This is a genomic window from Bordetella tumbae, from assembly GCF_965139195.1.
In the GTDB taxonomy this organism is placed as follows: Bacteria; Pseudomonadota; Gammaproteobacteria; order Burkholderiales; family Burkholderiaceae_B; genus Bordetella_A; species Bordetella_A tumbae.
Genome location: NZ_CBCSJH010000001.1, coordinates 562,880 through 588,405, shown reverse-complemented (window position 1 = coordinate 588,405; position 25,526 = coordinate 562,880). Strand labels below are relative to the sequence as shown.

Here is a 25,526-nt window from a genome sequence, read left to right as displayed (position 1 = left end):
TGAATACAACCTTTCAATCGGAGCCAAAATGAAATACACCGTTTTCGGCAAAACCGGCCTGCAGGTGTCGCAGGTCGCGTTGGGCACGGGCAACTTCGGCACAGGCTGGGGGCACGGGGCTGACCCTGATATCGCCGAGGCCATTTTGAACGCCTACAGTGAAGCAGGCGGCAATTTCATCGACACTGCTGATGTCTACCAGTTCGGCCAATCCGAGGAACTGCTTGGCAAGCTGCTGCAGGGACGGCGCGAGGATTTCGTGCTGGCCACAAAATTCACCCGTGGCGCAGCGCCCAACGCCAATCGCCTGGTCACCGGGAACAGCCGCAAGGCGATTATCGCGTCGGTCGAAGCGAGCCTAAAAAGGCTGAAGACGGATCGGATCGACATTTACTGGGCGCACTGGCCAGATCAGGTCACGCCTACCGAAGAGATTGTCCGCGGTTTCGAGAATCTGGCGCGGTCGGGCAAGATCCTGTACGCGGGCCTTTCCAACTTCCCCGCCTGGCGCTTGGCCCGTGCTGTGACACTGGCCGAACTCACAGGGGCCGTACCCATCGCAGCCGCGCAGTTTGAACATAGCCTAGTGCGCCGAGAAGCCGAGGCCGACTTGTTTCCGGCCTCGAACGCGTTGGGGCTTGGGGTCGTGACTTGGTCGCCGCTGGGCGGCGGCATGCTCACGGGCAAGTACCGCCAGGGCGTAAAGGGACGTGCCGAGGGTTTTGGCGGCAAGGTGTTCCAACCAGAAAACTCGCCACAGCGCACTCAAGTGCTTGATACCGTCCTGGCCATTGCCGGTGACTTGGGCGTCCCGCCCAGCCAGGTTGCCATCGCTTGGGCCGGTACGCATGGCTCCGTTCCGATCATCGGCCCTCGTACGCCCGAGCAGTTGCAGGACAACCTTGGAGCGCTGGCGGTGGAGCTCTCCGCCGACCACATTGCGCATTTGGACGCAGTCAGCAATTTAGCTGGCGCATTGCCGACGCGTACACCTATTTCCTGGGGGGACAAGGCTTTGACCGCTGTGGCCTGAACTGCATAAGCGAAGATGTCGCATTCAGTGTGGACGGTCGCCGCTTGCAACGAATGCATTCAGCATAGACCCTGTGCAGCAGCGCCAACTCTCCGAAGCGGGCACCCGCTGCCCAAGCAACCGAGATAAGCGAAAGCCCCGCACTGGGCGGGGCTATATTTGCAAGACTTGCAGTCCGGGACAAGCATCTCCGTGCCGTGCTCCGAACACTTAGGAAACGAGACCTTCAATTCTGGAGGGGCACAGAAGGCGAATTCTCTTCTATCGTGGGATGAAGGGATGCTATGTGTATTGCACTGACAAAGAAACCGCCGAGTACTTTCGATCTCGCATCAATGAGATATAGCAGTTTCGACCCGATCCGGCAGATCAATCAGTTGATGATCGGCCTTAGAAGAAAATAAGTGAAACCCAGGCGCCCCGTGCCTGGCGACTTTACGCTGACATGGCTATCGCGCCCGCGAGCGGCGCGTACCTCCCTGCCGACGGCTAGCCTTATCCGCCACGACATTCTCATTAGACATACGCTCGCCACGCTGCGCCACCAGCTGCAACAAATGCAGCAGCTGACGTCCTTCATCCGGAGTCAAGTCCGCCATCAGCAAGTCATTCAGATGGGCGATCTCCGGCAACATGGCGTGATACAGCGCCTGCCCAGACTCCGTTGCCATGACATTCGTGATGCGTTTGTCGTCTGTATCGCGCCCCCTGTCGACCCAGCCCTTGCCGCACAGCGAGCCCAGGGCACGCGAAGTCCGCACCAGGTCTAGTTTTGCAGTAGCCGCCAGCTCCGCCGACGTCAGCGGGCCATATTCCACCACCGCCGCCAGCAGGCGCCACTCACGCCGTGTAATACCAAAGCGGCCCTCGCACAGCCGCACGAACATCGGACTGGCCTGCGACCAAGCCTGGTACAGGCAATACATAGGCATCTCCGCCAGATGAAAGGGACGCTGTACGGACACAGAAGGCATCAGAGGCTCTCCTACCTGGATTTTGTACGTTTGCTTATGCCGATATTGGATTAGATCAAGAAACACGTCCGTTGCTACAGTCTCTCCATCTTGACCACAACCCATCAAAAGACGGCAAGACAAGAGGAAAACATGATCAAACGGATGATACTGGCCGCCCTGGCGGCATGTGCGCTGGCCACCTCGGCATGGGCGGCCGCACCGCTGAGCGGCCCTTTGACCATCGTGGTGGGCTATCCGCCCGGTGGCGGCTCGGACCGCATCGCCCGGCTGGTGGCCGAGCGCCTGAAAGATCGAGTGGGCGTTTCTGTCATCGTCGAGAACAAGACCGGCGCAGGTGGCCGCATTTCGGCGCAACTCCTGCACAACGCCGACGCGAACCAGAACGTGCTGTTGCTCGGCAACCCCGCCGTGATGGTGGTCGCCCCGCTGGTCTATGCCGATCCCGGCTACGATGCGCAGCGCGATTTCAAGCCCGTGTCGCTGGTCAGCAGCTACAAATTCGCACTGGCGGTGTCGGCCGATTCGCCCATGAAAGACATGAAGGCCCTGCGAGCATGGCTAAAGGAACATCCCGAGCGCTTCACATTGGGCGTGCCGGCCACCGGCAGCCTGCCGCACTTCTTCGCGCTGATGCTGGGCGACGAGATCGGCCAGCAGGCTGAAGTGGTCGGTTATCGCGGCTCGGCGCCGCTGATCAGCGAACTGGTTGGCGGCATCCTGCCGCAGGCAATCGATACCCTGGATACGCTACTGCCACAACATCAGGGCGGCCGCGTGCGCATCCTGGCCACCTCGGGCACCGAGCGCGAGGCAGAGCTGGCGGACGTGCCGACCTTCCGCGAGGCCGGCATCGACCTGGCGGCGGATGGCTGGAACGCATTTTTTGCGCCGGCCGCCATGCCGCAGGACAAGGTCGAGCGCCTGGCGCGCGATATCTCCGCGGTAATGAGCGATCCGACGCTGCAAAAGGCCGTGCGCGCCATCAACCTCGAGCCGATCTCGGCCGACGCAGCGCAGACGACACAAGCGCTGGCGGCCTATCGCAAGCAATGGGAGCCAGTGGTGCGCGAATCCAGCTTCAAGGCAACTCAGTAACAGGGGCATGCATTCCATGAGCAAGATCCAGAACGTGCTGTTCATCATGGCCGACCAGTTGCGGGCCGACCACTTGGGCAGCTACGGGCATCCTTACCTGCGCACACCCAACCTGGATGCGCTGGCGGCGCGCGGCATGCGCTTCGAGCAGGCGTTCGTAAATTCGGGCGTGTGCGGGCCATCACGCATGAGCTATTACACCGGGCGCTATCCATCCAGTCACGGCACGACCTGGAACCGCGTGCCGCTGTCCGTTAGCGAGGTCACGCTGGGCGAGTACCTGGCCAGCCGCGAGCGCGATATGGTATTGATCGGCAAGAGCCACGTCATTCCCGACCAGGCCGGCATGCAGCGGCTGGCCATCGATGGCGGCTCAGAACTGGGCACCTTGCTGGCGCGCGGCAGTTTCCGCGAGGCCGACCGTTATGACGGCCACCACGAGCCGGGCGATGAAAGCGGGTATCCGGCATTCCTACGCCGTCATGGCTACAATTCGCCCGATCCGTGGTCGGACTATGTCATTTCCGCGATGGATGCAGACGGGCAAGTGGTCAGCGGGTGGCATATGCGCAATACGCACCTGCCCGCGCGCGTCCGCGAGCCGCATTCGGAAACCGCCTACACCACCGACTGCGCCCTGGATTTCATGCGCAAGCGCGGCTCGCAGCCCTGGGCCCTGCACCTGAGCTATGTAAAGCCGCACTGGCCCTACATGGCGCCCGATCCCTACCATCGTATGTATCGCAGCGACCAATGCCTGCCGGTAGTGCGCAACCAGCAGGAGCTGGCCGGCGCGCATCCAGTGCTGCAGGCCTATCGCCAGCATGAAGAAAGCCAGAGCTTCGCGCGTGAGGAATGCGTGCGCACCGTGCGGCCGGTCTACCAGGGGCTGATCACGCAACTGGATACCCACCTGGGCCGGCTGTTTGACTACATGGAAGGCGCCGGGCTGATGCGCAACACGCTGGTGGTGTTTACTGCCGACCATGGCGATTTCCTGGGCGACCACTGGCTCGGCGAGAAAGAGCTGTTCTACGACACTGTGCAGCGGGTGCCGCTGATCATCATGGACCCGAGCGCCGCGGCCGAGGGCACGCGCGGTCAGGTGTCCCGGCAGTTGGTGGAAAGCGTGGACATCACGCCGACCATCCTGCAGGCGCTGGACGTGCCGCAAGCCGGCCACCTGCTCGAGGGGCGCGCCCTGCAGCCGCTGCTGCATGGCGCACCGGAAGGCATGCCGTGGCGTGCCGCGGCGGTGTCCGAACTGGACTACAGCTTCCGCCAGGCTCGGCTCACACTGAGCAAGACGCCGCAGCAGTGCCGCGCATGGTCAGTGCGCACCGATCGATGGCGCTATGTGTACTGGCGCGACGAGCCCGAGCAACTGTTCGACCTGCAGAGCGACCCCAACGAGTTCGAGGATCTGGGCGCCAGCCAGTCCCACGCCGCAGTGCGCGCCGAGATGCGGCAGCATTTGCTGGACTGGTCGCTGCGTAGCAAGCGGCGCACGACCATGTCCGACGAGGCGGTTGAGAGGTCTACCAACGCGCACAAGCGGGCGGGCATCTACTTTGGGCAGTGGTGATCATCGCGGCGAAGCAGCCAAGTCTACTTATCGTCGGAAACGTTAATTGTGCTACCCGTGCTGAGCCGTTTCACAATCTCCTGAGCAGACATCCCGCCAAAACCATCCACACCGGGAGACAAGCGTAACGCCCCGCCCTCGATCGGACTCATTACCGTCGGCGACGCCAACATCACATCGTCGGCACGAATATGAATCATCTTGCCGACACGGTCACGCGTAAACGCTGCCAGGTTACGTTGGCCCTCCGCCGTCAGCTTAACGTCGACGAAGTCCTGATTCGTCACATCATCATGTGCAACAGCAGCACTCTGGACAGGTATCCGTACTGTCTCTGCATGGGCCGCAACACTGCACATCAGCGCAAAGCCCGCTATTAATCCAATCATTCGCATGAGCGCACCCCGTGTTTCAAATCTGTAACGGTGCCGTTCTCGCAACGACATCTCTCATTGAGAATTGATTGTAGCGAAGTCATCGATCGTTCCTCATCAATGTCTGAATGCCCCTGTTGTACAGTGTTGATACAACCAATCTATCTCCGACACGATCATGACAGTCATCGCCGCGAAGGTCCTGAATAGCCTGGTGGATCACCTGTTCGAACGACTCACTCGTCGCCCGTCAGAACGTCCATGGTGGGATTCTCTGTATCGCCTGCCCTTGGCAGATCTGCAGCAACGCGCGAACGACGGCGATGCCAAGGCCGCCTACGTATTAGGCGATATCTATGACCAAGGCCAGAATGGGGTCGATCAAGATTTATCGCTTGCGGTTTGGTGGTACCGCTATGCGGCAGAGCGTGGAGATGGCGACGCGCTCAACAATCTGGGGAGCATGAGCCAGCACGGTGACGGACTGCCCCAGGACGATGAGCAAGCGCGGCATTACTACGAACAAGGTGCCGCCGCAGGTTGCGGCAAGGCCATGAACAATCTCGGCCATTTCTTCACTCAGGGTAGAGGCGGTCTTCGCAAAGACTTGCCTCAATCGGTTCGGTGGTTCAAAAAAGGCTCTCGCCTGCGTGACAACGACGCTATGGTTTCTCTAGGTTACGCATACGACAATGGAGTGGGCGTATCGGTTAGTCCGTTGAGAGCTCTCTACTGGTTTCGACGAGCGGCACAGGCTCAATATCCAAAAGGTTATTTCAATTTGGGGCTTTCATACTGGGCCGGAGATATCGTGCTGCGCAACGAGCGCAAAGCCGTTGCGCTATTTTTCAAGGCCGGCCCCGATCATGTCGGCGCGAACTATTTTCTGGGAAAAGCGTATTACGAAGGACGGGGAATCGAAAAAAATATCTCGGAGGGACTGCGTCTGATCAGTCTGGCGGCGCATAAAGACTATGAGCTCGCTCAAGAGTATTTACAGTCAATCGAAGACTCGCCCGTCGATCTCACGTTGCAATCTGGCTCAGCTGTCCCACCCGTCTATTTACTCGCCGTTCACGCCGAGCAAATGGGCCATTGGTCAGATGCCATCCGATACTACGAGAAATCCATCGCTCTTTTCGACACCGTCCCCAAGGTAGATGAAAATCAATGCGCGGGCACGCAAGAGCGCCTCGCCTACTGCTTGCATGAGGCGGGGGAATACTTGCGTGCCAGGCAAATCAATGAGCAAGTTCTAGCCACGGGCGAGCGCTTGTACGGCGCAAACAGCAACAAGCTGAACGTTGTACTGACCAATCTGGCTCAAAACGCCTACATGCTGCACGACTACGATACGGCACGCACCTTGCTCGAACGCCGTTTGGCGCTTTCACTCCAACATGACGAGTCGGCACACATCGACGACTGCTTGTTTCAACTTGGCGTACTGGCCTTCGAACAGGGGCGCCTCGACGATGCCCAGGCCTTGATGCAGAGACGTCTGGACTTGGCATCGAAAAGTGGGGACTTACAGCGCATTGAGGATGCAGGCGATGCATTCGAAGCACTCAAGCTTCGCCTCGATGGACTTCAAAAAAGCCCGACGGCCCACGAAGAAGCAGAAACGGTGAAACTGGCAGTACCTCATGCGGGCCGTTCGACGGCGGTCCTACCCACTACATTGGACATAGACCGTAGCGCGGCTCGTGCTCTAGAGGCCCGGTCGCTGTCGGATTTGCAGGCCATTTATACCCGTCTGCAAAAAGAAACCGATAAAGGTGAGGCGCTGATTGCAGGTGGCGGCACGGCCTGCCCTTGCGACGCGGCAACCGCAACACTGCTAATTGTCATCGGTTTTGCGATCAACAAGCTCGATGGAGAAGGCCGTTATCAGGATTGGATGGAAGATGAAAGCCTTAGCTTGCTAGCTGACTACCGTGCATTTATTTCTACTTGTGGCGAAGATGCCCAATCGACGGCGCTTTCCGATATCACTGATCTGATGATCAAGAAACTCTAAAAACACGACCAGCAGTGAGCTGATGGTGATCAGTGACACCCCTCCTATTGAGCCTTACTTTTGAGGCCCGACGGAGCCTCCTGAATCTGCGGAAGACTCTCTCTCCTTCTCTTTCGCTTTCTCTGCCTTCTCTCCGTCGTAATGCGACTTAATGCCGAAGTACATGGCGACGACTAACACGATCAACTTAAACGAACCGAAGACTATAGGGACCCACTGCATCTTTTTCTCAAAACGCTGCTTCAGCAGCTTCAGTTACCACCTGGTGGCGAGTTGGCCGGACACCACAATCCATACAAGTGTTCAATCCAAACGCCTTAAATCCATACAAATAACCAGATTTTTTGTATTATATGGCTTTTTTGTCCCCAACAAAATTGCCAAAAATCCATACATCGCCGGACGACTCGTCTCCCACGCGCCGCCTTAAGAAAGTAAACCTGTCTTGGGTGCGCCCCCTGACGGCAGGCTTGGGCTCTCGGTACCAGCAAATCGCCGCGCAAATCGTTACCGCGGTGGAGGATGGCGTTCTCAAACCGGGCGATCGCCTGCCCCCTCAACGCGAACTCGCCCAGGCATTGGGAGTCGATCTCACGACCGTCACTCGTGCCTACACGGAAGTTCGCCAGAAAGGGCTTTTGGAGGCTCACGGCGCAGGTGGGACCTATGTCGCCTATTCCGAATCGGGAACAAACGGGACGATTGATCTGGGAATGAATATCCCTCCCTTGCTCAACAGTGCAGAGTTTGCGCACATGCTCGCGCAAGGCGGTGGCACAACCCCGACAACAGCCAGCCCGATGGATCTGATGAGCTATCACGTGGGCGCAGGGGCGAATCGGCATCGTGCCGCAGGGGCAAAATGGCTGCAGCCGATGATTGGCAACACGGACATTGAGCGGGTCGTGGTCTGCTCTGGTGCGCAAACCGCGATCGCGGCACTGCTGCTGGCCAAGAGCCAGTCCGGGGATGCCATTGCTTGCGATGAGTTGACTTACCCGGGCTTCTTGGCCGCAGCCCGCTTGCTCCAGCGCGTAGCCCTAGGGGTGAAGTCAGATGAACACGGAATGGATCCTGCCGATCTCGAACGCGTGTGCGAACAACATCGTCCCGCGGCGTTGTACTTGAATCCGACGATTCAAAATCCAACTGCGCTGACGCTCTCGGTCGCGCGACGAGCGGAGCTTTTACGTGTTGCAGAGAAATATGCGCTGCCAGTCATTGAGGATGATCCTTACTGGCTGTTGAGCGAACGTCCACCGAGCACAATGTTTTCATTGGCTGCCGACACATCTACGGTCCCGGTTTATTACGTCTCGACGCTATCGAAATGTATAGCACCGGGCCTGAGAACGGCTTACCTGGTTGTACCTTCAGGTGAGCCGTTAAGTCCGGTTCTTGACGCCCTGCGCTCGCTGGCTCTGATGCCCACGCCTTGGATGGCTGAATTGGCGACGACGTGGATAGAGTCGGGAGCCGCCGTTCAATGGCTGGCACGGATCAAGAGCGAGATGCAGCATCGACAAACTATCGCAGCATCGATCCTGCCGGGAAATATCCAAGCCGACCCGCATGGGCTACACCTCTGGCTCCAGTTGCCGCGTCATATCGACCCGTACCGACTCACACAAACGGCGCTACAACAAGGGTTGGGAGTCACTGATTCGGAGGCGTTTGCCACGGGGTCTTTCAGCCCCGCAGCGTTGCGTGTGTCATTGGGTGGCGCGATTGATCGAACTCGCCTGACGCACGGCCTGACCCGATTGGCGGAGTTGCTCCGAGGAGATGTTGGCAGGCGGGTTTCCAATGTTGTTTGATTGGCCTATGCCATCTTTCACTGCGATCCGGTGATCAGGGACCATATCGATCATCATTTTGACGTCAAGCAAGACAGCGAACTGCTCAAGAGCATTCCCAGCCAGGGGGCCAAAGATAAGGGAGTTCGTTGAACTCTCAACGAGCAGAAGCGACCTTGCCAGCCAAAGCCAGGGACGCGCGCAGCATATCGTTGGTGCGGGTCTGCCATCCCTCCCCGCTGGCGCGAAGCGCCTCCAAAATGTCGGCATCGAGACGCAGCTTTACTGCCTCTTTCGTCACGGCTTGAGTACTGCCCGCCGGACGCCCACGCCGCTTAATCTTCTCCGGCGTGTGCACCTCCGCAAACTTCCCAGCCCTGGCTTCCGCCAAAGAATCGCGCAGACCAGGAAGTGCCTGCCCAGCGTCGGCTTCGACGGCCTTGGCCACCTTCTCCATATCCAGTTTCTTCAGGGTCTTCATGCTTTCCTCCGCTTGATTTCCTTGGGCATCACGTTCTCACGCTCAGCCTTGGCATACACCATGACCAACAACACGACCTCGTCATCGACCAGATGAAAGTAAATTACTCTCGCTCCGCCACGCTTGCCCATGCCCTTACGCGCCCAGCGCACCTTTCGAGCTCCATCAGCCCCAGGAATGACGTCGCCCGCGTCGGGGTTTTCCGCAATCCAGGCGATGAAGGCATGACGCTCATCCTCGTTCCAAATTTCAGCAGCTTGTTTCTGGAACGTGGGAGTTTCGGCCACAGTACGCATTTAATTGTACCCCCAAAGAAAATAAGCAAACAAGCAAAAGGACACTCCAAGTAACTATTTGTGATATACAGCCGTACTACGACATCATGTCCCGTAAGGGAGCAGGGAGCGAAGTTATGGCATTGCGCTTTCGTCGATCCATCAAGTTGGCGCCGGGCATACGTATGAATTTGAGCAAATCCGGTGTGAGCTGGACGGTCGGGCCACGCGGCTCTACGGTCGGAATTGGTAAGCGCGGAGCACGCCTCAACACCAGCATGATGGGATTTTCATCCAGTCAGAGCCTGTATAAGCCTACTCCCTCTCCACGACGATCTGCCGCGCCTGAGCCCGCATCACCGCGCAGCTACGTCGCCCTAACCTGCGGCGTGACGGATGATGGTGTTCTAACGTTCCACGACAAGGACGGCAAGCTCGTCAGCGAATCCGTGGTTGAGGAGGCAAAGAAGCAAAACCGCCAGGCTATTTTGGATTTGATTCAGCGCAAATGTGATCAGATCAATGGGGAGCTGGATGCTCTCGCTAACATCCATCTAGATACACCTTCACCCCACATTTCACCTACCTTTTCGCCTGAGCCCTACCCACACCCAGCCCCGTCTCAGCCCGCGCCACCAACCCCACGCTGGTGGGAAAAACTCTTCTCTAAGCGATTAGCGACGTTGCAGGCCTCCCACCAACAGGCTATGGCTAACTATCGACGCCAACTCGACGCATGGCAGAAAAACAAGAATCAACATGAGCAAAATCAGACTCAACGACGCCATTTCCTCGAACATGAGATTCATCAGGACCCTGCCGCCATGGAGCGTTGGTTGGAGGAGAATCTGCAGGACATCACCTGGCCAAGGGAAACGTTGATATCGCTGGACATCGTAGAGCAAGGCCAACATATCCGTCTCGACGTGGATCTGCCTGAAATCGAAGATATGCCGTCCAAGACCGCAGCAGTTCCGAGTCGAGGCTTAAAACTCTCTGTCAAGGATTTGCCAGCCGTACAAGTACGCAAGCGTTATATGGCACATGTACACGGGGTGGGCTTCCGGATCATCGGCGAAACATTCGCCGCCCTTCCCTGCGCCCGTCGAGTCACGTTATCGGGCTTTTCTCAGCGTCACGACGCCGCCACCGGCAAAGCACGCGATGACTACCTATACTCTGTCAGCGTGGCGCGAGACGATTGGGAGCGTATGGATTTCAAGCAACTCGCCATGGTCGATGTTGTGGAGTTACTCGCGCAATTTGATATACGGCGACAAATGACAAAAACGGGCATTTTCAAACCCATTGAGCCGTTTTAACTTAAGGGACAACAGGTGCCGTACTGGGTCGCCTCGAGAACCCGAGGCGACCCAGTACAACGACGGGTCAAGCCACTACCAAGCCCAACTCGACTTTCTTGCGTTTGACCCAAGCTCCGATCAACCGATCGGCAGCAATCCCCATAAAGGCAATACACAGCCCCGCCACTAGCGCCTTGCCAATCTCATTACCGGAACGTGCAGCATTAATCTGCGCCCCCAGATCCTGAGTGCCGATCAATGCGGTAATCGCCACCATGAACAAAGCCATGAAAATCACCTGGTTCACGCCCAGCATGATTTCAGGCAACGCAATCGGCAACTCCACCTTCGTAAAGCGCTGCAGTCGTGTCGTACCTTGTTGTGTCGCGGCCTCCATAATGGGAGCGGGTACGCTACGCAAACCCAACATCGTGTAGCGCACCATCGGCACCACGGCAAACAGCAACACGGCAATGATGGCAGACAGATCACTGACTTTGAACAGCATCACGACGGGAATCAGGTAGATAAACGACGGGAAGGTCTGGAAAAAATCACATACGCCCGCCGCAAAACGTGACCAGTTGGCGGTACGCGACGCCAGCAGACCCAGCACAAAGCCCACGATGATGCACACGACAGCAGCCGTGCCGATCATATACAGCGTAGTCATGGCTTCGGTCCACAGCCCCGTACCGGCAGGAAACCAGATCAGCAGTCCAGCGACGAGCGCCACCGACCAACCGCCAAAGCGATAGCCAACCAACGCCACGAGTGCGACAAATGTTACCCACGGGATCGCCTGAAAAAATGTGCGAATCGGGATCAACACCTCGAGCAGCGCGAAATTGCGAAACGCCTGGACCGAGTCATACAGATTCAAGTTTATCCAGTCGATGCCCGCATTCCAGTAGGCAGCCGAGGTAATGGTGTGTTCACCGCTCAACTGCGCCAGGTCTGGCACCACGCGAGCCAGCAACACACTGGCCACCAGGAATACCAGCCCCATCACCAAATAAGGATGACGCTGCCGCCAGCTGAGGTCAGGATCCACATAGACCGGCGCCTTCAACGCGTAGGCCCGGCTCAGACGGTCCAAGACCACAGCGATCACGACGATTGCCAAACCTTGTTCCAATGCCTGGCCCAGGCGCAACGACTGTAGCGACGTCAATAGCTCACTGCCCAACCCCGCGGCGCCGATCAATGCCGCCAGCACGATCATGGCGAGGGTTTGCATGACGCCTTGGTTCAAGCCTGTCAGCAACAGCGACCGCGCGGCCGGTACCTGCACTCGCCACAACAATTGCCAGCGCGTGCAGCCCATCATGCGCCCCGCCTCGAGCACACCGCTGCTGACCGTTTCCAGACCGAGCGCCACACAGCGCGCGACTGGGGGCACCGCGAACAACGCCGTCGCAATCATGGCAGACACGTTGCCGACGCCATACAGCACCACGATGGGCACCAGATACGCAAAAGGCGGCATGCTCTGCAGGATATCGAATAACGGCGTCACCAGACTCTTGAAGCGCGCGCTCTTGCTCATGAATATCCCCAACACCAGACCGATGAGGAACACCATGGGCACCGTGATGACCACGAGCGCGAACGTTTGCATGGACGGCTGCCAGACGCCGAACAGCGCCAGGTACGTGAACGCCACTGCAGCGAGCAGTGCTGTACGCCATCCGCCGAGCCAGTGGCCCATTATCGTAGCGAGCCCCATCACCGTGATCCACGGCAACGCAGGCACACTGCCGGCAAAGCCATTGAAGAACAGCGATTCGCTGAAGCTCAACGGATAAGACAGCCAGGAAGAAAACCCGCGCGTCACATTGCGTGCGGTGAATTCAAACGCTGTGCCTTCGAAGAAACGCGCACCGTATACGACCCACTCAAAGAACGCGTCGATCCAGTCTTTTAGCGGCAACATCCAATCGGAGGGGTATTTCGCGACCCAACTCACTCGTCCTGCAGCCACTTGTCCCAGTAGGATGATCGCCAGAGCGGCGATCCAGTAAAACATGCCGCGATGCCAGGATGCCTGTGGTCGACGACCTGACGGCGGCGCGACGACAGCATTGCGCGTTGTCGCAGGCGCTGCCGATCGGGGCGAGTCGAGCGCCTGCGCCACGTCCTTTTTCGATAGCATGGCAGCCTGACTCATTGGAACAGCGCTCCCGCCACTTGTTCGCGGCTGACCTGTCCGACCAACGCCCCCGACGCGTCGACGACGGGCAAGGCACGCTCTGATGCGATGACACGCTTGGCGATTTTCTCCAATACATCGGTCGTCCGAATCACATCCTGATCGGAGGCGATCGTGATATAAGCCGGGTCAGCCGGTGTCATGATCCGCTGCGTCGTAATGAGTTTGGCCCGCGGTGCATGCTGCACAAATTGTTTGACGTAATCGTTGGCCGGCGCCAGCAGCAGCTCTTCGGCTGTCCCGATCTGCGCTAGACGTCCGTCTTTCATGATCGCAATACGGTCGCCCAAGCGCACGGCCTCATCGAAGTCATGCGTCACGAACACGATGGATTTGTGCAGCTTGGATTGCAGCTTGATGAACTCGTCCTGCATCTCGCGGCGGATCAGCGGATCCAGCGCGGAGAATGGCTCATCCAAAAACCACACGTCGCACTCGCCGATCAAGCTGCGAGCGATGCCGACACGCTGCTGCTGCCCGCCCGACAGTTGCCGGGGGAAATAATGCTCGCGCCCCTCCAGGCCTACCGTGGCGATCAACTCCTGCGCCTTGGCCAACCGCGTCGCTTCGGGAACGTTCTGTATCTCCAGCGGAAACGCGACGTTCTCGAGCACGGTACGATGCGGCAGCAAACCGAAGTTCTGAAAAACCATGCCCATCTTGCGTCGACGAATATCTGTCAAGCTGGCGCGCGAGGCTTGCAGCAAGTCGACACCATCAAACAGTACTTTCCCCGCATGCGGCTTGATCAGTCGCGTCAAACAGCGGATCAGCGTCGATTTACCCGAGCCGCTCAGGCCCATGATGATGAGGATCTCGCCCTTGTGGACATCAAAGCTGACATCACGGACGGCGGCGACCAACCCCGCTGCGGCGAGCTGCTCGTCGGTGGGCTGATACTGATGTTTTTCCAGAAAGCCCGTGGCGCGCTTGCCAAACAGGTGCCATAGGTTTTGGCATGAAATTTTTACCGAGTCACTCATAACTATTCCTGTCGAATAGCGCGCAACACTGCGCGGTCACTTTCCGACAAGATCAGCGGTATGGCGATATCAAGGCTGATTCAGCGCAAAAAAACGATAGTGTCGGAAAGTACGGGACGGATCTGAGATGACGCACATCATGGTGCGAAGACCCACAGGACGGTGCACGCGGCCACGTTGATCGTGTCGCGCGCACGCAGGGAGATTACTTAGCGCAATCTGGCATCCAGGCTGCGATCTCTTGTGGGTGCTGCTCGATCCATGCGGTGGCGGCTGCATCGTGCGTCAAACCTTTGACATCTGCGAGTGCCGCAGCCTGATCAATCATCGGGCCGGTAAAGTTGATGTTCTTGATCAGCTGATAACCGCAGGTCCATTTTTTCTCAAAGCCGGACCAGGCGCCTTTCTTCAGGTAGCCACCCTTGGGTGAGCCGCAATCGTAGGTCTTATCGGGGTTGACACCCCATTTCGGATCCTCGACGCAAGCGGCTTCGTGCTCGGGAAACTCGACGAATTTACCGGCGAATTCTGCCCCAACCCAGTTCGGAGCCCAGTTGAACAACACGATCGGCTCTTTGCGTGCATAGGCTGACTTCAGTTCGCCGAACAACGCTGCGGCGGAGCCGGCATTGACCACTGTGAAGTTCAGGTCCAAGGCCTCGATTTTCTCTTTGTCGTGCTTGATCCAGTCTACCGGACCCGCCAGATAGCGGCCCTTGGGAGCCGTCTCGGGCACGGCAAATTTCTCTGCGCATGCGTTCAATGCCTTCCAGTCTGGCAGACCAGGGCAGATTTCTTCCATGTATTCCGGATACCACCAGTCCTCGCGCGTTGTCGCTGTGTGACTGCCCACGTCGACCATGCGTCCAGCTTTGACTTCTTTCATGAAGCTGTTGTGCATGGTCCCTTCCCAGATTTCCATCTGTAAATCCAGATCGCCCAGGCCCATTGCCGCATATTGCCCTTGGCTATCGGCTGGCACCACTTTGGTTTGGTAGCCTAGCTTTTCAAGCAATTGTTGAGCGACACGAGCGAGCACTTTTTGGCTCGACCAGTTATTGTCCGCGATTTTTATCGGGTCGCTTGATTCCGGGGTGAATGCATGTGCAGGGGCACCGATCACAACGGCGAGCACCAACATGCCAGCGCTGATTTTTTTAGTGATGGACAACGGGAAATTTCCTCCATGTGTGAAAGGATGACGAGTCACCCCTTCGAGGTTTTGATGCGTGCGTTGGTAAAGCCCATGGCAATGCCAATGCATTCATCAGAATGACTACTACCTCTATCGCGCTGCGAGGCCTTCTGGCCAGCAAAAACAAGCGCTGCTCATGGGCGCGCGCCAATAGAAATGGCGTTGGCAAACACGTCGCCAACACAGTAGAACCACACGGTTCAGAATGCCGGATGTACTTCAGACAAATCGAGTCGGATTACGCATTCCAGCGTTACCCAGACACAGTCGCGTGATTAAAGCGATCTCGCAACTCTGCGCCAGGTACGTAGATAATCTTGAACAACAAGGGCGCCGCGTACACGGCTTTTGGCCGGCTTTTTGAGCCGTTTTATTGATAAACAACCTGTGCATGATACTCGCATCGAGCTTTCTTGTCTTGTTTAATTGCTCGACGTTGCCGATGTACCTGGAAATAAGGGCTGGCGTCGCCACAAATGGGGAGACCTAGCGAGCCGTGAGAATCCAGATGTATCCTCACGGCACGTACGACGAAACGATCAAAGTTTTGCTAAAGCCTCGTCGACCCAACTGCGATCCCACGTGCCACTGGCGATCTGCTTTTCCCAGCTTTGTTCGAGCCGGTGCTTTTCCTCCGCGGCGAGGATGACGGTTTCTATCTCAGCCAGGGGAATGACCAAGGCACCATCTTCGTCACCCACAATGAGGTCACCGGCTGCGATGGATATGCCTCCGCATGAGATCGATTGCCCGATCTCTCCTGGGCCCGATTTAAAGGGACCATTTGGCGTGGCGCCTCGCGCGAGTACCGCAAGATCAATCTGTGCCAATTCCTTGACGTCACGTATGGCGCCATCGACGACGAGGCCTTCGATGTGACGGCTCTTGGCGTAGTTCGTCATCATCGCGCCTATGATGGCGGATCGCGTCGCGCCATCTGCATCCACCATGATTACATCACCTGGTTGCGCGAGATCGAGCGCTTTATGCAGGAAAAGGTTGTCGCCCGGCCGCACCCTGACCGTCAGGGCCGGGCCCGCAAACTGTTGACGCCCGCCATAATGGCTGAACCCTGATGGCAAGGCTTGTAGCCGTTGCGCGCAATCTCCGATAACGGCCACAGGGATGGCTCGGGCGCGGTCTATCCAGGATTTTTCGGGTCGGTTGAACTCAGCGCGGATGCGCAATCCCAGTGAATTAAGTGCGGTCATTACTACGTTACTCCATGGTTATGCCAGCTTTGTGTATAACGTCGCGCCACTCGTTCGTTTCCCGAGCGATTTGATCAGACAGATCAGCACCTGTCGCAAAGTAGGAAGTCATTCCCAACGTCTTTAATTTGCGCTCGAATTCCGCGCTGGTGACGACTTCGTGAACGGCGCGTTCAAGGGTCTGTTGTGCTTGTGCCGGTGTATTTTTAGGCGCATACATGCCTAACCAGAACAGCACTTCGTATCCCGGCAAGCCTTGTTCTGCGATGGTGGGGACATCCGGCAGATTTGGATCGCGCTGCAAGGAAGCGATACCCAAGGCCCTCAGTTGTCCCGACAGAATTCGTGGGGATGCGGAAGGGGTTGTGTCGAACAGCAGATCCGTATCGTCCGACAACAAGCCATTGAGGGCCAGCGATGTGCCGCGGTACGGTACATGCAGCAGCTTGATGCCCGCTTGGATCTGGAACAATTCCGCCGCCAAATGAACGCTAGTGCCTTTGCCGCCGGACCCGTAGGTAATCTGGCCCGGGTTCTTCTTTGCTGCTTGTATGAGGTCTTGAACGTTTTTGAACGGTGACGAGGGTTTGACGACCAGAATGTGGGAACCCGCGACTAAACGTGCAATAGGCAGAAAGTCTTTCGGTGGGTCGTAGGGCAACGCCGGGTACAACGTGCGATGCGAGGTCAAGAGCGAGTTGCCCGCGATGGCTATGGTATAGCCATCGGCAGGGGATTTTGCGGCCGCTTGTAATCCGATAACGCCGGCTGCACCATCGCGGTTCTCGACTACAACCGTTGTTTTTAGCGCTGCGGCGAGGCCGTCCGCGACGAGCCGGCCTGCGACATCGGTGGCGCCTCCGGGGCTGAATGGGATGATTAATCGTATGGGTTTGGACGGATACGCTGACTCGGCGGCCGCTGTGCGTGCAATCGGCGCGAGCGCGGCGAGGGCAAGTAGGCTGCGCCGGGTCAAGGCACGCTTGTCGAGTGTTTCCGCCGAGTTTTCTTTAGTCATGGGTGCTGCAACGTCCACGTTGTCTCCTCGTTGTAGGTTTGTGTGGCGCAGGGAGTACTGACTTGGCTAAAGTTCCTTTCTTTCATCATGGCAGCATTGCTGGAACGAACACAAGCGATATAAATTCATTCGTTCTATTCCAGAAAGTTATTGCGCACTAGTTTTGCGCTCCAGAGAGCTCAACGACCTCTTTCCACTTTTGCGACTCGTCTTTCAGAAAAGCGGGAATTTCTGACTGAGGCATACTCATCGGAACCAAACCGAAACCCAGCAGACGTTGCTGCATGTTTTTATCCTGCATGACGGCGGCGACTTCCTTTTCGAGGCGTTTTTTTGCTTCATCGGGTACCCCGGCGGGAGCCATGAGCAAAATCCAGCCTTGCATGCTGAAGCCCTTCAAACCCTGCTCCGCGAGCGTCGGAACGTTGGGCAGATTGGGAATGCGCTCGGCAGAAGTCACGCCAATGGGTTTTACGCGCTTGCCGTCCAGGGCTGCGCTGAAAACCGGCACGTTATCGGACATGAAGTTGACCTGCCCGCCGATCAGATCAGCGAGACTTTGCATGCCTCCTTTGTAGGGAATGTGCTGGCCCTGGATGCCGGCATCACGCAGGAATTTCGAGATCACCAGATGCGGGGTTGTTCCCACTCCCGGCGTTCCATACTTTAAGGGACTACCACTTTTCTTCGTATGCTGGATCAGCCCCTCGATGTTGTCGTACGGCTCGTCTGTACGCACGACCATGACTTGCGGCGCCCAAGCGACCGCGGCGATGGGCTCCAAATCTGTGAGCGGATCGTATGTCATGGTATCCGGACGCAGCCACGGTCCGATTGACAGAGGCCCCGTCGATCCCATGGCGAGGGTGTAGCCGTCCGCAGGCTGCTTGGCGGCGTAACCCGTACCTATCGTGCCGCCTGCGCCGACTTTATTTTCGACAACGACAGCCTGCCCCAAGCGTGGCGCCAGCAATTCCGCCAGCAAACGCATAGAGACATCAGAGGAATTGCCGGGAGGGAACGGAACCACGATTTTTATCGGGCGCTCTGGCCAGGCGGCGTGGGCGACGGTCGCCATGAAAGCCAGACAACTAGAGGCAATACCAACAGCAATAATCTGACAGAGTCTCATGCGATTCTCCAAAGAGTGCTCTTTACGCTTGTTCGAGGATGTACTTGCTGGCGCCCGACAGATCGCCCAGCCGCTCGCCACGGCGCATGCGCTCACCATTAGCGTTTCCGCGCGCTTGTTTATCCAATGCCAGTCTTGACACCTCGGCAACTTCGTCCGCGGGCAGTACCAACACGCCGTTTTCGTCTGCCAGGATGATGTCGCCCGGGCTGACGACCGCTCCACCGCATGCGACAGGCTTGTTCAGTTGACCGCCGATGTTGTAGATGCGGGTGGTGATCGGTGAGACGCCACGCGCCCATACGGGGAAGTTGAACGCTTCCAGCTCGGATGGGTCCGTGCACATGCCGTCCACGATCGCGCCATGTGCGCCAGCCAGCGACGCGCCCAGTGCCACGCCACCACCGAGGCAGGCATGCTTCTGATCCCCGAGGCGATCGATGATCAGGATGTCGCCCGGGCGTAGCAGACTCAACGTGTGATGCAACAAAGTGGAATCCTGGCCCGGTAGGGACAAGGTCACGGCTGTGCCGATAATCTTGCGCGAATGGTTGATCGGCTTGATTTCGGGAGCCATGAAGCCCCAGTGACGAAAGTGCCCGACCGTCGCGGTTTCAACCTCGGAAAGCAGGTCTACGTATTTCGAATCCAGCGGCGCCGGCATCGGATTGATATCAAACTTGTTCACTGCAGCACCTTGTGTTTGGCTAACGGGATTTGTTTACGTACTCGATCAATCAGCTGAATATCCAGGCGTGCGGTGACAAAGCCGTCGCCGTCTGAACATTTGGCGATCACATGGCCCCAGGGATCGACAATCATTGAATGGCCATAGGTATAGCGGGTCTCACCGCCCTGGCTGAACGGACCGTGAGAGCCGCAGGCCACGACATAGGACTGTGTTTCGATTGCCCGGGCGCGGCATAGCACTTCCCAGTGGTCTTTGCCCGTTTGCAGTGTGAAAGCGGCAGGCAAGACGATGACATTGGCACCCTTACCAGCCAGACGTTGGAATAGTTCGGGAAATCGCAGGTCGTAGCAGATCGCGAGTCCAAGACGAAAATCGCCCACGTCAGCGGTGCTGAGTTCAGCCCCTGCCGCGACGGCATCAGACTCTCCATACCGCAGACCGTCTGGCGTGAAAATGTCGAACATGTGAATCTTGCGATAGCGCGCGATTTCTTTGCCATGCGGGTCAAACACTACGGTCGTGTTGTACACACGGTCTTGCCCGGGCACTTTTTCATAGAAGCTGCCGGAATGCACATAGATACCGTATTCGGTTGCCATGCGTGCGCACAGACGATATGCCGGACCATCGGCTTGCGGTTCGCCAGCCGCGACCTTGTCTGCGACGCTGCCGCCTGCCCAGTCAAAGTGCTCGGGAAACACGACCATGTCTGGAGCGTCTTGCATGACTGCAGCGCGCGTCAATCGCTCCGCGGTGGCGAGGTTAGCCGCCTTGTCGGAGACGGAGTTCATCTGGATAACGGATATTTTCATCAGGGATTCTCTTTATTGCCACGCGATCCGCTTGTCGACGGATTCGCAATAATTTGCCGCTACGTCGCGCGCGAGGGCGGCTACCGCTCGGGCCAGGCCTTGCCCTTGATCACGTAGGAACACAGCCTGGTAGTTCACCGAAACGAAGGGATGCTTGAGTTTGACGGGCACTAATTCGCCCGCTGCAATTTCTCGTTGGACGATGGCCTCAGGAACAGCTGCCAGGCCTATACCCGAAGTGGCGAGCTGTAGATTGGTAGGCACGGCTTGAGAGACATGAATGATCTGAGGTCGTGTGCCACAGCTCTCGAAATAGCGATCGAGCCGCGCTTGCGATCTGGTGCCTGGCGGGTACCCGATGATGGGGTACTGGGCAAGGTCTTCAGGCAAGGCATCGACAAGGTCCACGCCCAGCTTCGGACTGGCCACGAAGATCATCGCGAATGAGCACAGGGGAACCACTTCGAACCGTTCGTGCACAGCCTCATTGTCCGCGCCCAGTACCAGATCGACCCGTCCGATCTCCAATTCCTTCAGCAATTTCTCGGTCAGTTCGGTTTTGAGGCTGATCGAGATACCGGGGTAGCCTCTTCGTAATGTATCAACGAGGCCAGGCAAAATCGTCGGAATCAAGGTGCTCGTCATGCCGATACGCAGCGAGCCAGACAATTTGCTCGAGTCCAACATGGATGCTCGTAGCGCCTGGTGTGCGCTGACAATACGTTCGGCATGCTCGAGAAACGTGATCCCGGCGGAGGTCGGTTCGAAGCCGTCGCCTCCGCGAGTGAAAAGGCATGCGCCGAGATCCTGCTCGAGATTGGCGATTCGGCTGGAGACAGCGGCCTGTGTCAGGCAGAGCTTTTCGGCGGTCGCCTTGATGCTCTTGAGCTTTGCCAGCCAAAGCGCCGTTTCAAGAAATCGAATATTCATTTAGCACCGCCGACGAGATATCTGCGCTCGACCGTGCCATGATGGGCAGCTCACCCTCAAGCGTGGTTCTGTGCATCGTTCTGACGTATTTCGTGTCGTCAAAGCCGGTCGCGCAATGTTGGGTGCAGCGATTGTCCCAGAGCACGGCATCCCTCACTTTCCATTTATGCGTGTAAATGAATTGAGGCTGTTTGGCGAAATCCTGAAGGAACTTGACCAATGCCTGGCCTTCCTCGGCGGGGAGCCCATCTACGTCGCAGGCCCAGCGCCCGATGTAGAGCGAAGTCCGACCACTGACCGGGTGCCGTCGCGCCAAAGGATGGTAGACATCAGGCCGTGCGCGCTTTTCGTCATCGGTGAGAGGCGCCATCAACGGGTAGTGGGTAGCGTGCAGGTCGATGCGGCTGTATCGCGCACGCCGCCCGGCAATGAGTGTCTTGATACTGTCCGGCAGAGCTTCATACGCTGCATACATGTCGACAAAAAGCGTGTCGCCGCGCTCGGGCGGGACCTGGCGCGCGTATAGGAACGAGCCGGTGTTGGGAATCGCTTTATCTTCCCCATCCGTGTGAAAGCCTTCGCCCGCGCGGCGCAAACCCGCGTCACCTTCAGCGTTTCCTTCAACCGGTCTGGATGGGTCGGCTTTGCTGGCGTTCGATACGACGAACACCTCGGGATAGCCTTCAAGGTTGAATTTGAGGGGCGTCATGATATGCAGCTCGCCCAGACGCCGGCTGAATGCGACGTGTTCGGCGGGCGTCATTTCCACGCCTCGAAAACACAGAATTGAATGGTCCGTCCAGGCGCGGACAAACTGATTCAGCTCGTCATCCGTCACTTTTAGTCCGGCCGGGCAGTCAATGACTTCCGCGCCAAACCCCGTGGCACTCGGTATTATTCTCACGATCGAACCTCCAGATAAGTGAGGAGGATGATGTGACAAGTGGCCTAGCCTGACAACATTAAAATTTTTGTATTTGGCTTAACCTTTTTTTGGTTTTCGACGCGATTTTCCAAAGATGAGCCACCTTCAGGAATTGTCCCGTACGGGGCGGCTCATCACGCAGTTGGAGGTTAGGCAGACGATCGAGCCAGACGTCGTCATTATGCCTAACTTGGCGAGGTCTATCCCCAATGCCGCCATTAGCAACATATTGGGTTTGCCGACATTATGGATACCGCACTCGTGCCCCGCCTGCGGGCAACATGGCCCGAACGAGCACCTGTTAGCCCGGGTCGCTCGTCAAGGATTGGAAATGATGGCGGGCCTATATTGGAATTTAGGTGAGGAAAAGGCGCTTTGGTGAAACGCTTGATGTGGGTTCTAGGGGTCGTAATGAGCTACACCTCTCACCGCTCTCTATACTGAGACTCGTACTCAACCGCTACCTTCTGCTGTGCCTCGATGAGCGGTGCAAGTTCGTTCGGTGGGATGTATCGCGCGGGTCGTCCCAGCAGAGCTTCCATACGGTTTTGAAAAACGGCGTTCTGTGCTGCTTCCGCCACGACATCTATCAACACATCGGCGATGTTCGTATCCATTCCCTTGGGCGCCAGCATAATGAAATGCGACTCCACTTCGACAGGTATTCCACTTTCTTTCAGCGTCGATACAGACGGCGCACCCGGCATACGCTGGGGCGCGACCGTCGCGATGACGTCGATGGTGCCCGCTGCCTCGAGCTGCTGAGTCCCACCCGCCCATAGCACCAAGTCCACATGCCCGCCTACCAGTGCGGGCAGATACTCGCCGGCGCCTTTATAGACGACTCCAATCACCGGTACGCCCAAGCTGTCGCTTAATGCGTTGCTGATCCAGGAGAAAGTGGGACTCACCGCGATCGAGACTGCCCCCTTTTTCTTGGCGAACGCCCGAAAGGTATCTATCGACGTGATGGGACCTTTGCTCTTCACGATGATAGTCAGGTAACTGGTGGCGACGGCCCCCAGTAGCGTGTAGTTAGCGAGTTCGAAGGCCTGTGTCCGAGCGCCGTCAGGTGGAAACGTCAGTTGAGAACTTAGACATATTCCGATGGTACCTCCATTTGGTTGCGCTTCACTCAACGCACGCAAAAATATCAAGCCTCCGCCTCCGGGCTTGTTCATCGGAATGATTTCCCATCCCTTTTGCTGTGTGGTGATCTGGCTAGCCAGTGCACGGCCAATGTTGTCGGCACCTCCCCCAACGGGATAGCTGATCAACATATCGACGGGCCGTCGCGGTTGCCAACCGTGACTAGGCGCGGCCCGTGCCGCCAGAGGCAGGCTAGCCATCGCGGCCAGCAGCGTTCTTCGTTTTGCTTGCATTGTCTACTCCGTCGTTATTGTTGTGGGCTGTCGATGCGAATGACACTCACACCCTCACTGTCGCAGCCACGAATGGCGGGTGTCGTAGCCACGCTCATAGGCCGCCACCTGATCTTCATGAGTCAACGTAAAAGCGATCTCGTCCATCCCGAGGAGCAGCATCTGCTTGCGTAGTGGATCGACGTCGAATGGTAGCGTCCGGCCATCGGCACATCGAACTATCTGGTGAGCAAGATCGATATCGAGTTCCTGGTCTGGATGCAGGCGGGCCTCGCGCATGAGGTACTCAATTTCTGCCGTCGACAACACAATGGGAAGCAATCCGTTCTTAAAGGCACTGCTAGAAAATATGTCGCCAAAGCTGGGCGCGAGAACCGCACGGATGCCCGAGTCGACCAAAGCCCACACCGCGCTCTCACGCGACGAGCCGCATGCAAAATTTGGCCCGACAATCAGCAGCTCAGCACCACGAAATTCTGGCTTATTCATAGGAAAATCTGGCCGTTCGAGACCATTTTCATAGCGCAGATCATGGAATAGCTGCTTCCCAAAACCGTCAGCGCGCTTTCGAGACAGAAACCGACCAGGGACGATCTGGTCAGTGTCACAGTTACTGATATCCAACGGGATGAGTCGAGAGCGGACGATGCTGAATGGTTTCATTGAAGTTCACGCGGGTCGATGAGCCGCCCCACGATCGCGCATGCTGCAGCGGTCAGGGGGCTAGCAAGATGGGTACGTACGTTCTTGCCTTGCCGGCCAACAAAGTTTCGGTTGGTGGTAGACACGATGCGCTCGCCTGGATTGCCGATGTCGCCATTGGTGCCGGAGCACATCGAGCACGCGGATTCGCGCCATTCTGCTCCCGCCTCTATCAGGATCCGCGCCAGGCCCTCCTGTTCGGCCTGGGTTTTCACCTTCGTCGATCCCGGAACAACTAGTGTAGGAACGCGCACCTTCCTGCCTTTCAATAGGCTCGCGGCGGCGCGCAGATCTTCAATCCGTCCGTTCGTACATGATCCAATGAATACACGGTTCACCGCCAGCGTACGCAAGGCTTGCCCCGGTTCAAGGCCCATATAGGCAAGTGAATTGCGGGCCGCCGCCTGACGCATAGGGTCACTGAAGGAGCTCGGATCCGGAACACAGCCGGCTGCAGGCACGCCGTCCTGTGGACTCGTTCCCCAAGTCAGCATGGGCGAAACGGCAGAAGCATTGAACTGCACTTCGCGGTCGAACGAGGCCCCCACGTCGGTACGCAACGTCTGCCAGTCTTGGACTGCGGCATCGAAATCTTGATCAGGCGCGTATCGCCGGCCACGCAGGTAATCAAACGTCACGCTATCGGGTGCGATCATTCCCGCACGCGCGCCCGCCTCGATCGACATGTTGCATAGTGTCATGCGCCCTTCCATGCTCAAGGCCCGCACTGCGCTGCCAGCATATTCAACAATGTAGCCGCCTGCGCCATTAGCCCCAATTTGAGAGATGATATGCAGGATCAAATCTTTCGCTGTCGTGTCAGTGGCGAGTTCTCCTGCAACATGGATGCGCAGCGACTTGGGTTTGATCTGCCAAAGTGTCTGTGTCGCCAGCACGTGGGCGACCTCTGAGGTCCCTATACCAAATGCGAGCGCACCGAACGCCCCATGTGTAGCGGTATGACTATCACCACACACGATAACCAGACCAGGGAGCGTGATGCCCAGCTCCGGGCCCATCACATGCACGATACCTTGATATTCGTTGCCGAGAGGGAAAATGGGTATGCCGAACGCCTTGGCATTGCGGCTCAATGCCACCACCATCTCACGTTTCTCATCCACCACGTCACTCAAGTTTCGAGTGGCTGATGGAACGTAATGGTCTGGAGTCGCAAACGTGCGCTCGGACCGTCGCAACAGCAAACCATGATCATGGAGTTGTTGGAAGGCATTGCGAGAACCGTCATGGACCAGATGTCGTCCGACGTGTAACAGCGTCGCGCCGTCTCTTTCCAGGATGGCGTGGCGCTGCCAGACCTTGTCAAACAAGGTTTTCGGGGTGAAGGGCTGCGACATGTTTAATCGGATGGAGTGTATTGGTGTGCGTGGCG

At 57.5% G+C, this 25,526-nt stretch carries 23 protein-coding genes and 1 pseudogene; 7 read left to right on the top strand and 17 right to left on the bottom strand.

What is annotated here, in order from left to right; genetic code table 11:
• Nucleotides 1-28 precede the first annotated feature (28 nt).
• Nucleotides 29-1,033 carry an aldo/keto reductase gene (locus ACNA0J_RS02770; RefSeq protein WP_415816153.1) on the top strand — a complete coding sequence of 335 codons (1,005 nt, stop codon included), beginning with the start codon at nt 29-31 and terminating at the stop codon, nt 1,031-1,033.
• A gap of 449 nt (nt 1,034-1,482) precedes the next feature.
• On the opposite strand, the gene ACNA0J_RS02765 is transcribed toward ACNA0J_RS02770, so the two are convergent.
• Complete coding sequence (locus ACNA0J_RS02765) at nt 1,483-2,007, bottom strand: MarR family winged helix-turn-helix transcriptional regulator (RefSeq protein WP_415816151.1); 525 nt, start codon at nt 2,005-2,007, stop codon at nt 1,483-1,485.
• A gap of 132 nt (nt 2,008-2,139) precedes the next feature.
• Here ACNA0J_RS02765 and ACNA0J_RS02760 point away from each other — a divergent pair, with 132 nt between their 5' ends.
• Both ACNA0J_RS02760 and ACNA0J_RS02755 read left to right on the top strand, forming a co-directional pair.
• Nucleotides 2,140-3,105: a Bug family tripartite tricarboxylate transporter substrate binding protein gene (locus tag ACNA0J_RS02760; RefSeq protein ID WP_415816149.1), complete on the top strand. Its 966-nt coding sequence runs from the start codon at nt 2,140-2,142 to the stop codon at nt 3,103-3,105.
• 16 nt (nt 3,106-3,121) lie between these two features.
• On the top strand, nt 3,122-4,690 hold the full coding sequence (locus tag ACNA0J_RS02755) for a sulfatase-like hydrolase/transferase (protein ID WP_415816147.1): 1,569 nt from the start codon (nt 3,122-3,124) through the stop codon (nt 4,688-4,690).
• Between the two features lie 23 nt (nt 4,691-4,713).
• Here the strand turns inward: ACNA0J_RS02755 and ACNA0J_RS02750 are convergent, their stop codons facing one another.
• Nucleotides 4,714-5,085, bottom strand: a complete 372-nt coding sequence (locus ACNA0J_RS02750) for a SecDF P1 head subdomain-containing protein (RefSeq protein ID WP_415816145.1) — start codon at nt 5,083-5,085, stop codon at nt 4,714-4,716.
• 157 nt (nt 5,086-5,242) lie between these two features.
• Between ACNA0J_RS02750 and ACNA0J_RS02745 the strand changes: the two genes are divergently transcribed.
• A complete protein-coding gene (locus ACNA0J_RS02745; RefSeq protein ID WP_415816143.1) occupies nt 5,243-7,084 on the top strand; it encodes a tetratricopeptide repeat protein in 1,842 nt (613 codons plus the stop codon).
• A gap of 449 nt (nt 7,085-7,533) precedes the next feature.
• Nucleotides 7,534-8,901 (top strand): aminotransferase-like domain-containing protein, encoded by a 1,368-nt coding sequence (locus ACNA0J_RS02740; protein WP_415816141.1) that lies wholly within the window; start codon nt 7,534-7,536, stop codon nt 8,899-8,901.
• 136 nt (nt 8,902-9,037) lie between these two features.
• Here ACNA0J_RS02740 and ACNA0J_RS02735 read toward each other — a convergent pair whose 3' ends face one another.
• Both ACNA0J_RS02735 and ACNA0J_RS02730 read right to left on the bottom strand, forming a co-directional pair.
• Nucleotides 9,038-9,361, bottom strand: a complete 324-nt coding sequence (locus ACNA0J_RS02735; RefSeq protein WP_415816139.1) for a BrnA antitoxin family protein — start codon at nt 9,359-9,361, stop codon at nt 9,038-9,040.
• Entirely contained in the window at nt 9,358-9,657 is a 300-nt protein-coding gene (locus ACNA0J_RS02730; RefSeq protein ID WP_415816137.1) for a DNA-binding protein, read from the bottom strand. Before ACNA0J_RS02730 ends, ACNA0J_RS02735 begins: the two co-directional genes overlap by 4 nt.
• A 116-nt stretch (nt 9,658-9,773) precedes the next feature.
• Between ACNA0J_RS02730 and ACNA0J_RS02725 the strand changes: the two genes are divergently transcribed.
• Nucleotides 9,774-10,958, top strand: coding sequence for a DUF4236 domain-containing protein (locus tag ACNA0J_RS02725; protein ID WP_415816135.1), 1,185 nt, complete (start codon nt 9,774-9,776; stop codon nt 10,956-10,958).
• 67 nt (nt 10,959-11,025) lie between these two features.
• Here ACNA0J_RS02725 and ACNA0J_RS02720 read toward each other — a convergent pair whose 3' ends face one another.
• The 10 genes from ACNA0J_RS02720 to ACNA0J_RS02675 form a co-directional block, all read right to left on the bottom strand.
• Nucleotides 11,026-13,095: an ABC transporter permease gene (locus ACNA0J_RS02720; protein WP_415816133.1), complete on the bottom strand. Its 2,070-nt coding sequence runs from the start codon at nt 13,093-13,095 to the stop codon at nt 11,026-11,028.
• Between the two features lie 11 nt (nt 13,096-13,106).
• Nucleotides 13,107-14,135: a quaternary amine ABC transporter ATP-binding protein gene (locus ACNA0J_RS02715; RefSeq protein ID WP_415816131.1), complete on the bottom strand. Its 1,029-nt coding sequence runs from the start codon at nt 14,133-14,135 to the stop codon at nt 13,107-13,109.
• Nucleotides 14,136-14,340: 205 nt separating this feature from the next.
• Nucleotides 14,341-15,306, bottom strand: a complete 966-nt coding sequence (locus tag ACNA0J_RS02710) for an ABC transporter substrate-binding protein (RefSeq protein WP_415816129.1) — start codon at nt 15,304-15,306, stop codon at nt 14,341-14,343.
• 563 nt (nt 15,307-15,869) lie between these two features.
• A complete protein-coding gene (locus ACNA0J_RS02705) occupies nt 15,870-16,541 on the bottom strand; it encodes an RraA family protein (RefSeq protein ID WP_415816127.1) in 672 nt (223 codons plus the stop codon).
• Between the two features lie 7 nt (nt 16,542-16,548).
• Nucleotides 16,549-17,559: a Bug family tripartite tricarboxylate transporter substrate binding protein gene (locus tag ACNA0J_RS02700; protein WP_415816125.1), complete on the bottom strand. Its 1,011-nt coding sequence runs from the start codon at nt 17,557-17,559 to the stop codon at nt 16,549-16,551.
• A gap of 157 nt (nt 17,560-17,716) precedes the next feature.
• Nucleotides 17,717-18,691: a Bug family tripartite tricarboxylate transporter substrate binding protein gene (locus ACNA0J_RS02695; RefSeq protein ID WP_415816123.1), complete on the bottom strand. Its 975-nt coding sequence runs from the start codon at nt 18,689-18,691 to the stop codon at nt 17,717-17,719.
• A 22-nt stretch (nt 18,692-18,713) separates the two neighbouring features.
• Entirely contained in the window at nt 18,714-19,379 is a 666-nt protein-coding gene (locus tag ACNA0J_RS02690; RefSeq protein ID WP_415816121.1) for an RraA family protein, read from the bottom strand.
• The gene (locus ACNA0J_RS02685) at nt 19,376-20,194 is read right to left on the bottom strand and encodes a carbon-nitrogen hydrolase family protein (protein ID WP_415816119.1); all 819 of its coding nucleotides are present in this window, start codon (nt 20,192-20,194) and stop codon (nt 19,376-19,378) included. The genes ACNA0J_RS02690 and ACNA0J_RS02685 overlap by 4 nt, the downstream gene beginning before the upstream one ends.
• A gap of 12 nt (nt 20,195-20,206) precedes the next feature.
• Nucleotides 20,207-21,124 (bottom strand): LysR family transcriptional regulator, encoded by a 918-nt coding sequence (locus ACNA0J_RS02680; RefSeq protein WP_415816117.1) that lies wholly within the window; start codon nt 21,122-21,124, stop codon nt 20,207-20,209.
• Entirely contained in the window at nt 21,105-22,028 is a 924-nt protein-coding gene (locus ACNA0J_RS02675) for a TauD/TfdA dioxygenase family protein (RefSeq protein ID WP_415816510.1), read from the bottom strand. Before ACNA0J_RS02675 ends, ACNA0J_RS02680 begins: the two co-directional genes overlap by 20 nt.
• 199 nt (nt 22,029-22,227) lie before the next feature.
• Here ACNA0J_RS02675 and ACNA0J_RS02670 point away from each other — a divergent pair.
• Nucleotides 22,228-22,431, top strand: a pseudogene (locus ACNA0J_RS02670) (M20 peptidase family dipeptidase); the annotation flags it as partial.
• 43 nt (nt 22,432-22,474) lie between these two features.
• Here ACNA0J_RS02670 and ACNA0J_RS02665 read toward each other — a convergent pair.
• The 3 genes from ACNA0J_RS02665 to leuC are packed head-to-tail and all read right to left on the bottom strand — an operon-like array spanning nt 22,475 to nt 25,491.
• Nucleotides 22,475-23,431 (bottom strand): Bug family tripartite tricarboxylate transporter substrate binding protein, encoded by a 957-nt coding sequence (locus tag ACNA0J_RS02665; RefSeq protein WP_415816115.1) that lies wholly within the window; start codon nt 23,429-23,431, stop codon nt 22,475-22,477.
• 54 nt (nt 23,432-23,485) lie between these two features.
• On the bottom strand, nt 23,486-24,094 hold the full coding sequence (leuD, locus tag ACNA0J_RS02660; protein ID WP_415816113.1) for a 3-isopropylmalate dehydratase small subunit: 609 nt from the start codon (nt 24,092-24,094) through the stop codon (nt 23,486-23,488).
• A complete protein-coding gene (gene leuC, locus ACNA0J_RS02655) occupies nt 24,091-25,491 on the bottom strand; it encodes a 3-isopropylmalate dehydratase large subunit (RefSeq protein ID WP_415816111.1) in 1,401 nt (466 codons plus the stop codon). Before leuC ends, leuD begins: the two co-directional genes overlap by 4 nt.
• Between the last annotated feature and the right edge of the window lie 35 nt (nt 25,492-25,526).

Bases quoted from the DNA above. Each gene is read 5' to 3' on its own strand.
- ACNA0J_RS02770 (WP_415816153.1), top strand. From the start codon at position 29: ATGAAATACACCGTTTTCGGCAAAACCGGCCTGCAGGTGTCGCAGGTC.
- ACNA0J_RS02765 (WP_415816151.1), bottom strand. From the start codon at position 2,007: ATGCCTTCTGTGTCCGTACAGCGTCCCTTTCATCTGGCGGAGATGCCT.
- ACNA0J_RS02760 (WP_415816149.1), top strand. From the start codon at position 2,140: ATGATCAAACGGATGATACTGGCCGCCCTGGCGGCATGTGCGCTGGCC.
- ACNA0J_RS02755 (WP_415816147.1), top strand. From the start codon at position 3,122: ATGAGCAAGATCCAGAACGTGCTGTTCATCATGGCCGACCAGTTGCGG.
- ACNA0J_RS02750 (WP_415816145.1), bottom strand. From the start codon at position 5,085: ATGCGAATGATTGGATTAATAGCGGGCTTTGCGCTGATGTGCAGTGTT.
- ACNA0J_RS02745 (WP_415816143.1), top strand. From the start codon at position 5,243: ATGACAGTCATCGCCGCGAAGGTCCTGAATAGCCTGGTGGATCACCTG.
- ACNA0J_RS02735 (WP_415816139.1), bottom strand. From the start codon at position 9,361: ATGAAGACCCTGAAGAAACTGGATATGGAGAAGGTGGCCAAGGCCGTC.
- ACNA0J_RS02730 (WP_415816137.1), bottom strand. From the start codon at position 9,657: ATGCGTACTGTGGCCGAAACTCCCACGTTCCAGAAACAAGCTGCTGAA.
- ACNA0J_RS02725 (WP_415816135.1), top strand. From the start codon at position 9,774: ATGGCATTGCGCTTTCGTCGATCCATCAAGTTGGCGCCGGGCATACGT.
- ACNA0J_RS02720 (WP_415816133.1), bottom strand. From the start codon at position 13,095: ATGCTATCGAAAAAGGACGTGGCGCAGGCGCTCGACTCGCCCCGATCG.
- ACNA0J_RS02715 (WP_415816131.1), bottom strand. From the start codon at position 14,135: ATGAGTGACTCGGTAAAAATTTCATGCCAAAACCTATGGCACCTGTTT.
- ACNA0J_RS02705 (WP_415816127.1), bottom strand. From the start codon at position 16,541: ATGACCGCACTTAATTCACTGGGATTGCGCATCCGCGCTGAGTTCAAC.
- ACNA0J_RS02700 (WP_415816125.1), bottom strand. From the start codon at position 17,559: ATGACTAAAGAAAACTCGGCGGAAACACTCGACAAGCGTGCCTTGACC.
- ACNA0J_RS02695 (WP_415816123.1), bottom strand. From the start codon at position 18,691: ATGAGACTCTGTCAGATTATTGCTGTTGGTATTGCCTCTAGTTGTCTG.
- ACNA0J_RS02685 (WP_415816119.1), bottom strand. From the start codon at position 20,194: ATGAAAATATCCGTTATCCAGATGAACTCCGTCTCCGACAAGGCGGCT.
- ACNA0J_RS02680 (WP_415816117.1), bottom strand. From the start codon at position 21,124: ATGAATATTCGATTTCTTGAAACGGCGCTTTGGCTGGCAAAGCTCAAG.
- ACNA0J_RS02665 (WP_415816115.1), bottom strand. From the start codon at position 23,431: ATGCAAGCAAAACGAAGAACGCTGCTGGCCGCGATGGCTAGCCTGCCT.
- leuD (WP_415816113.1), bottom strand. From the start codon at position 24,094: ATGAAACCATTCAGCATCGTCCGCTCTCGACTCATCCCGTTGGATATC.
- leuC (WP_415816111.1), bottom strand. From the start codon at position 25,491: ATGTCGCAGCCCTTCACCCCGAAAACCTTGTTTGACAAGGTCTGGCAG.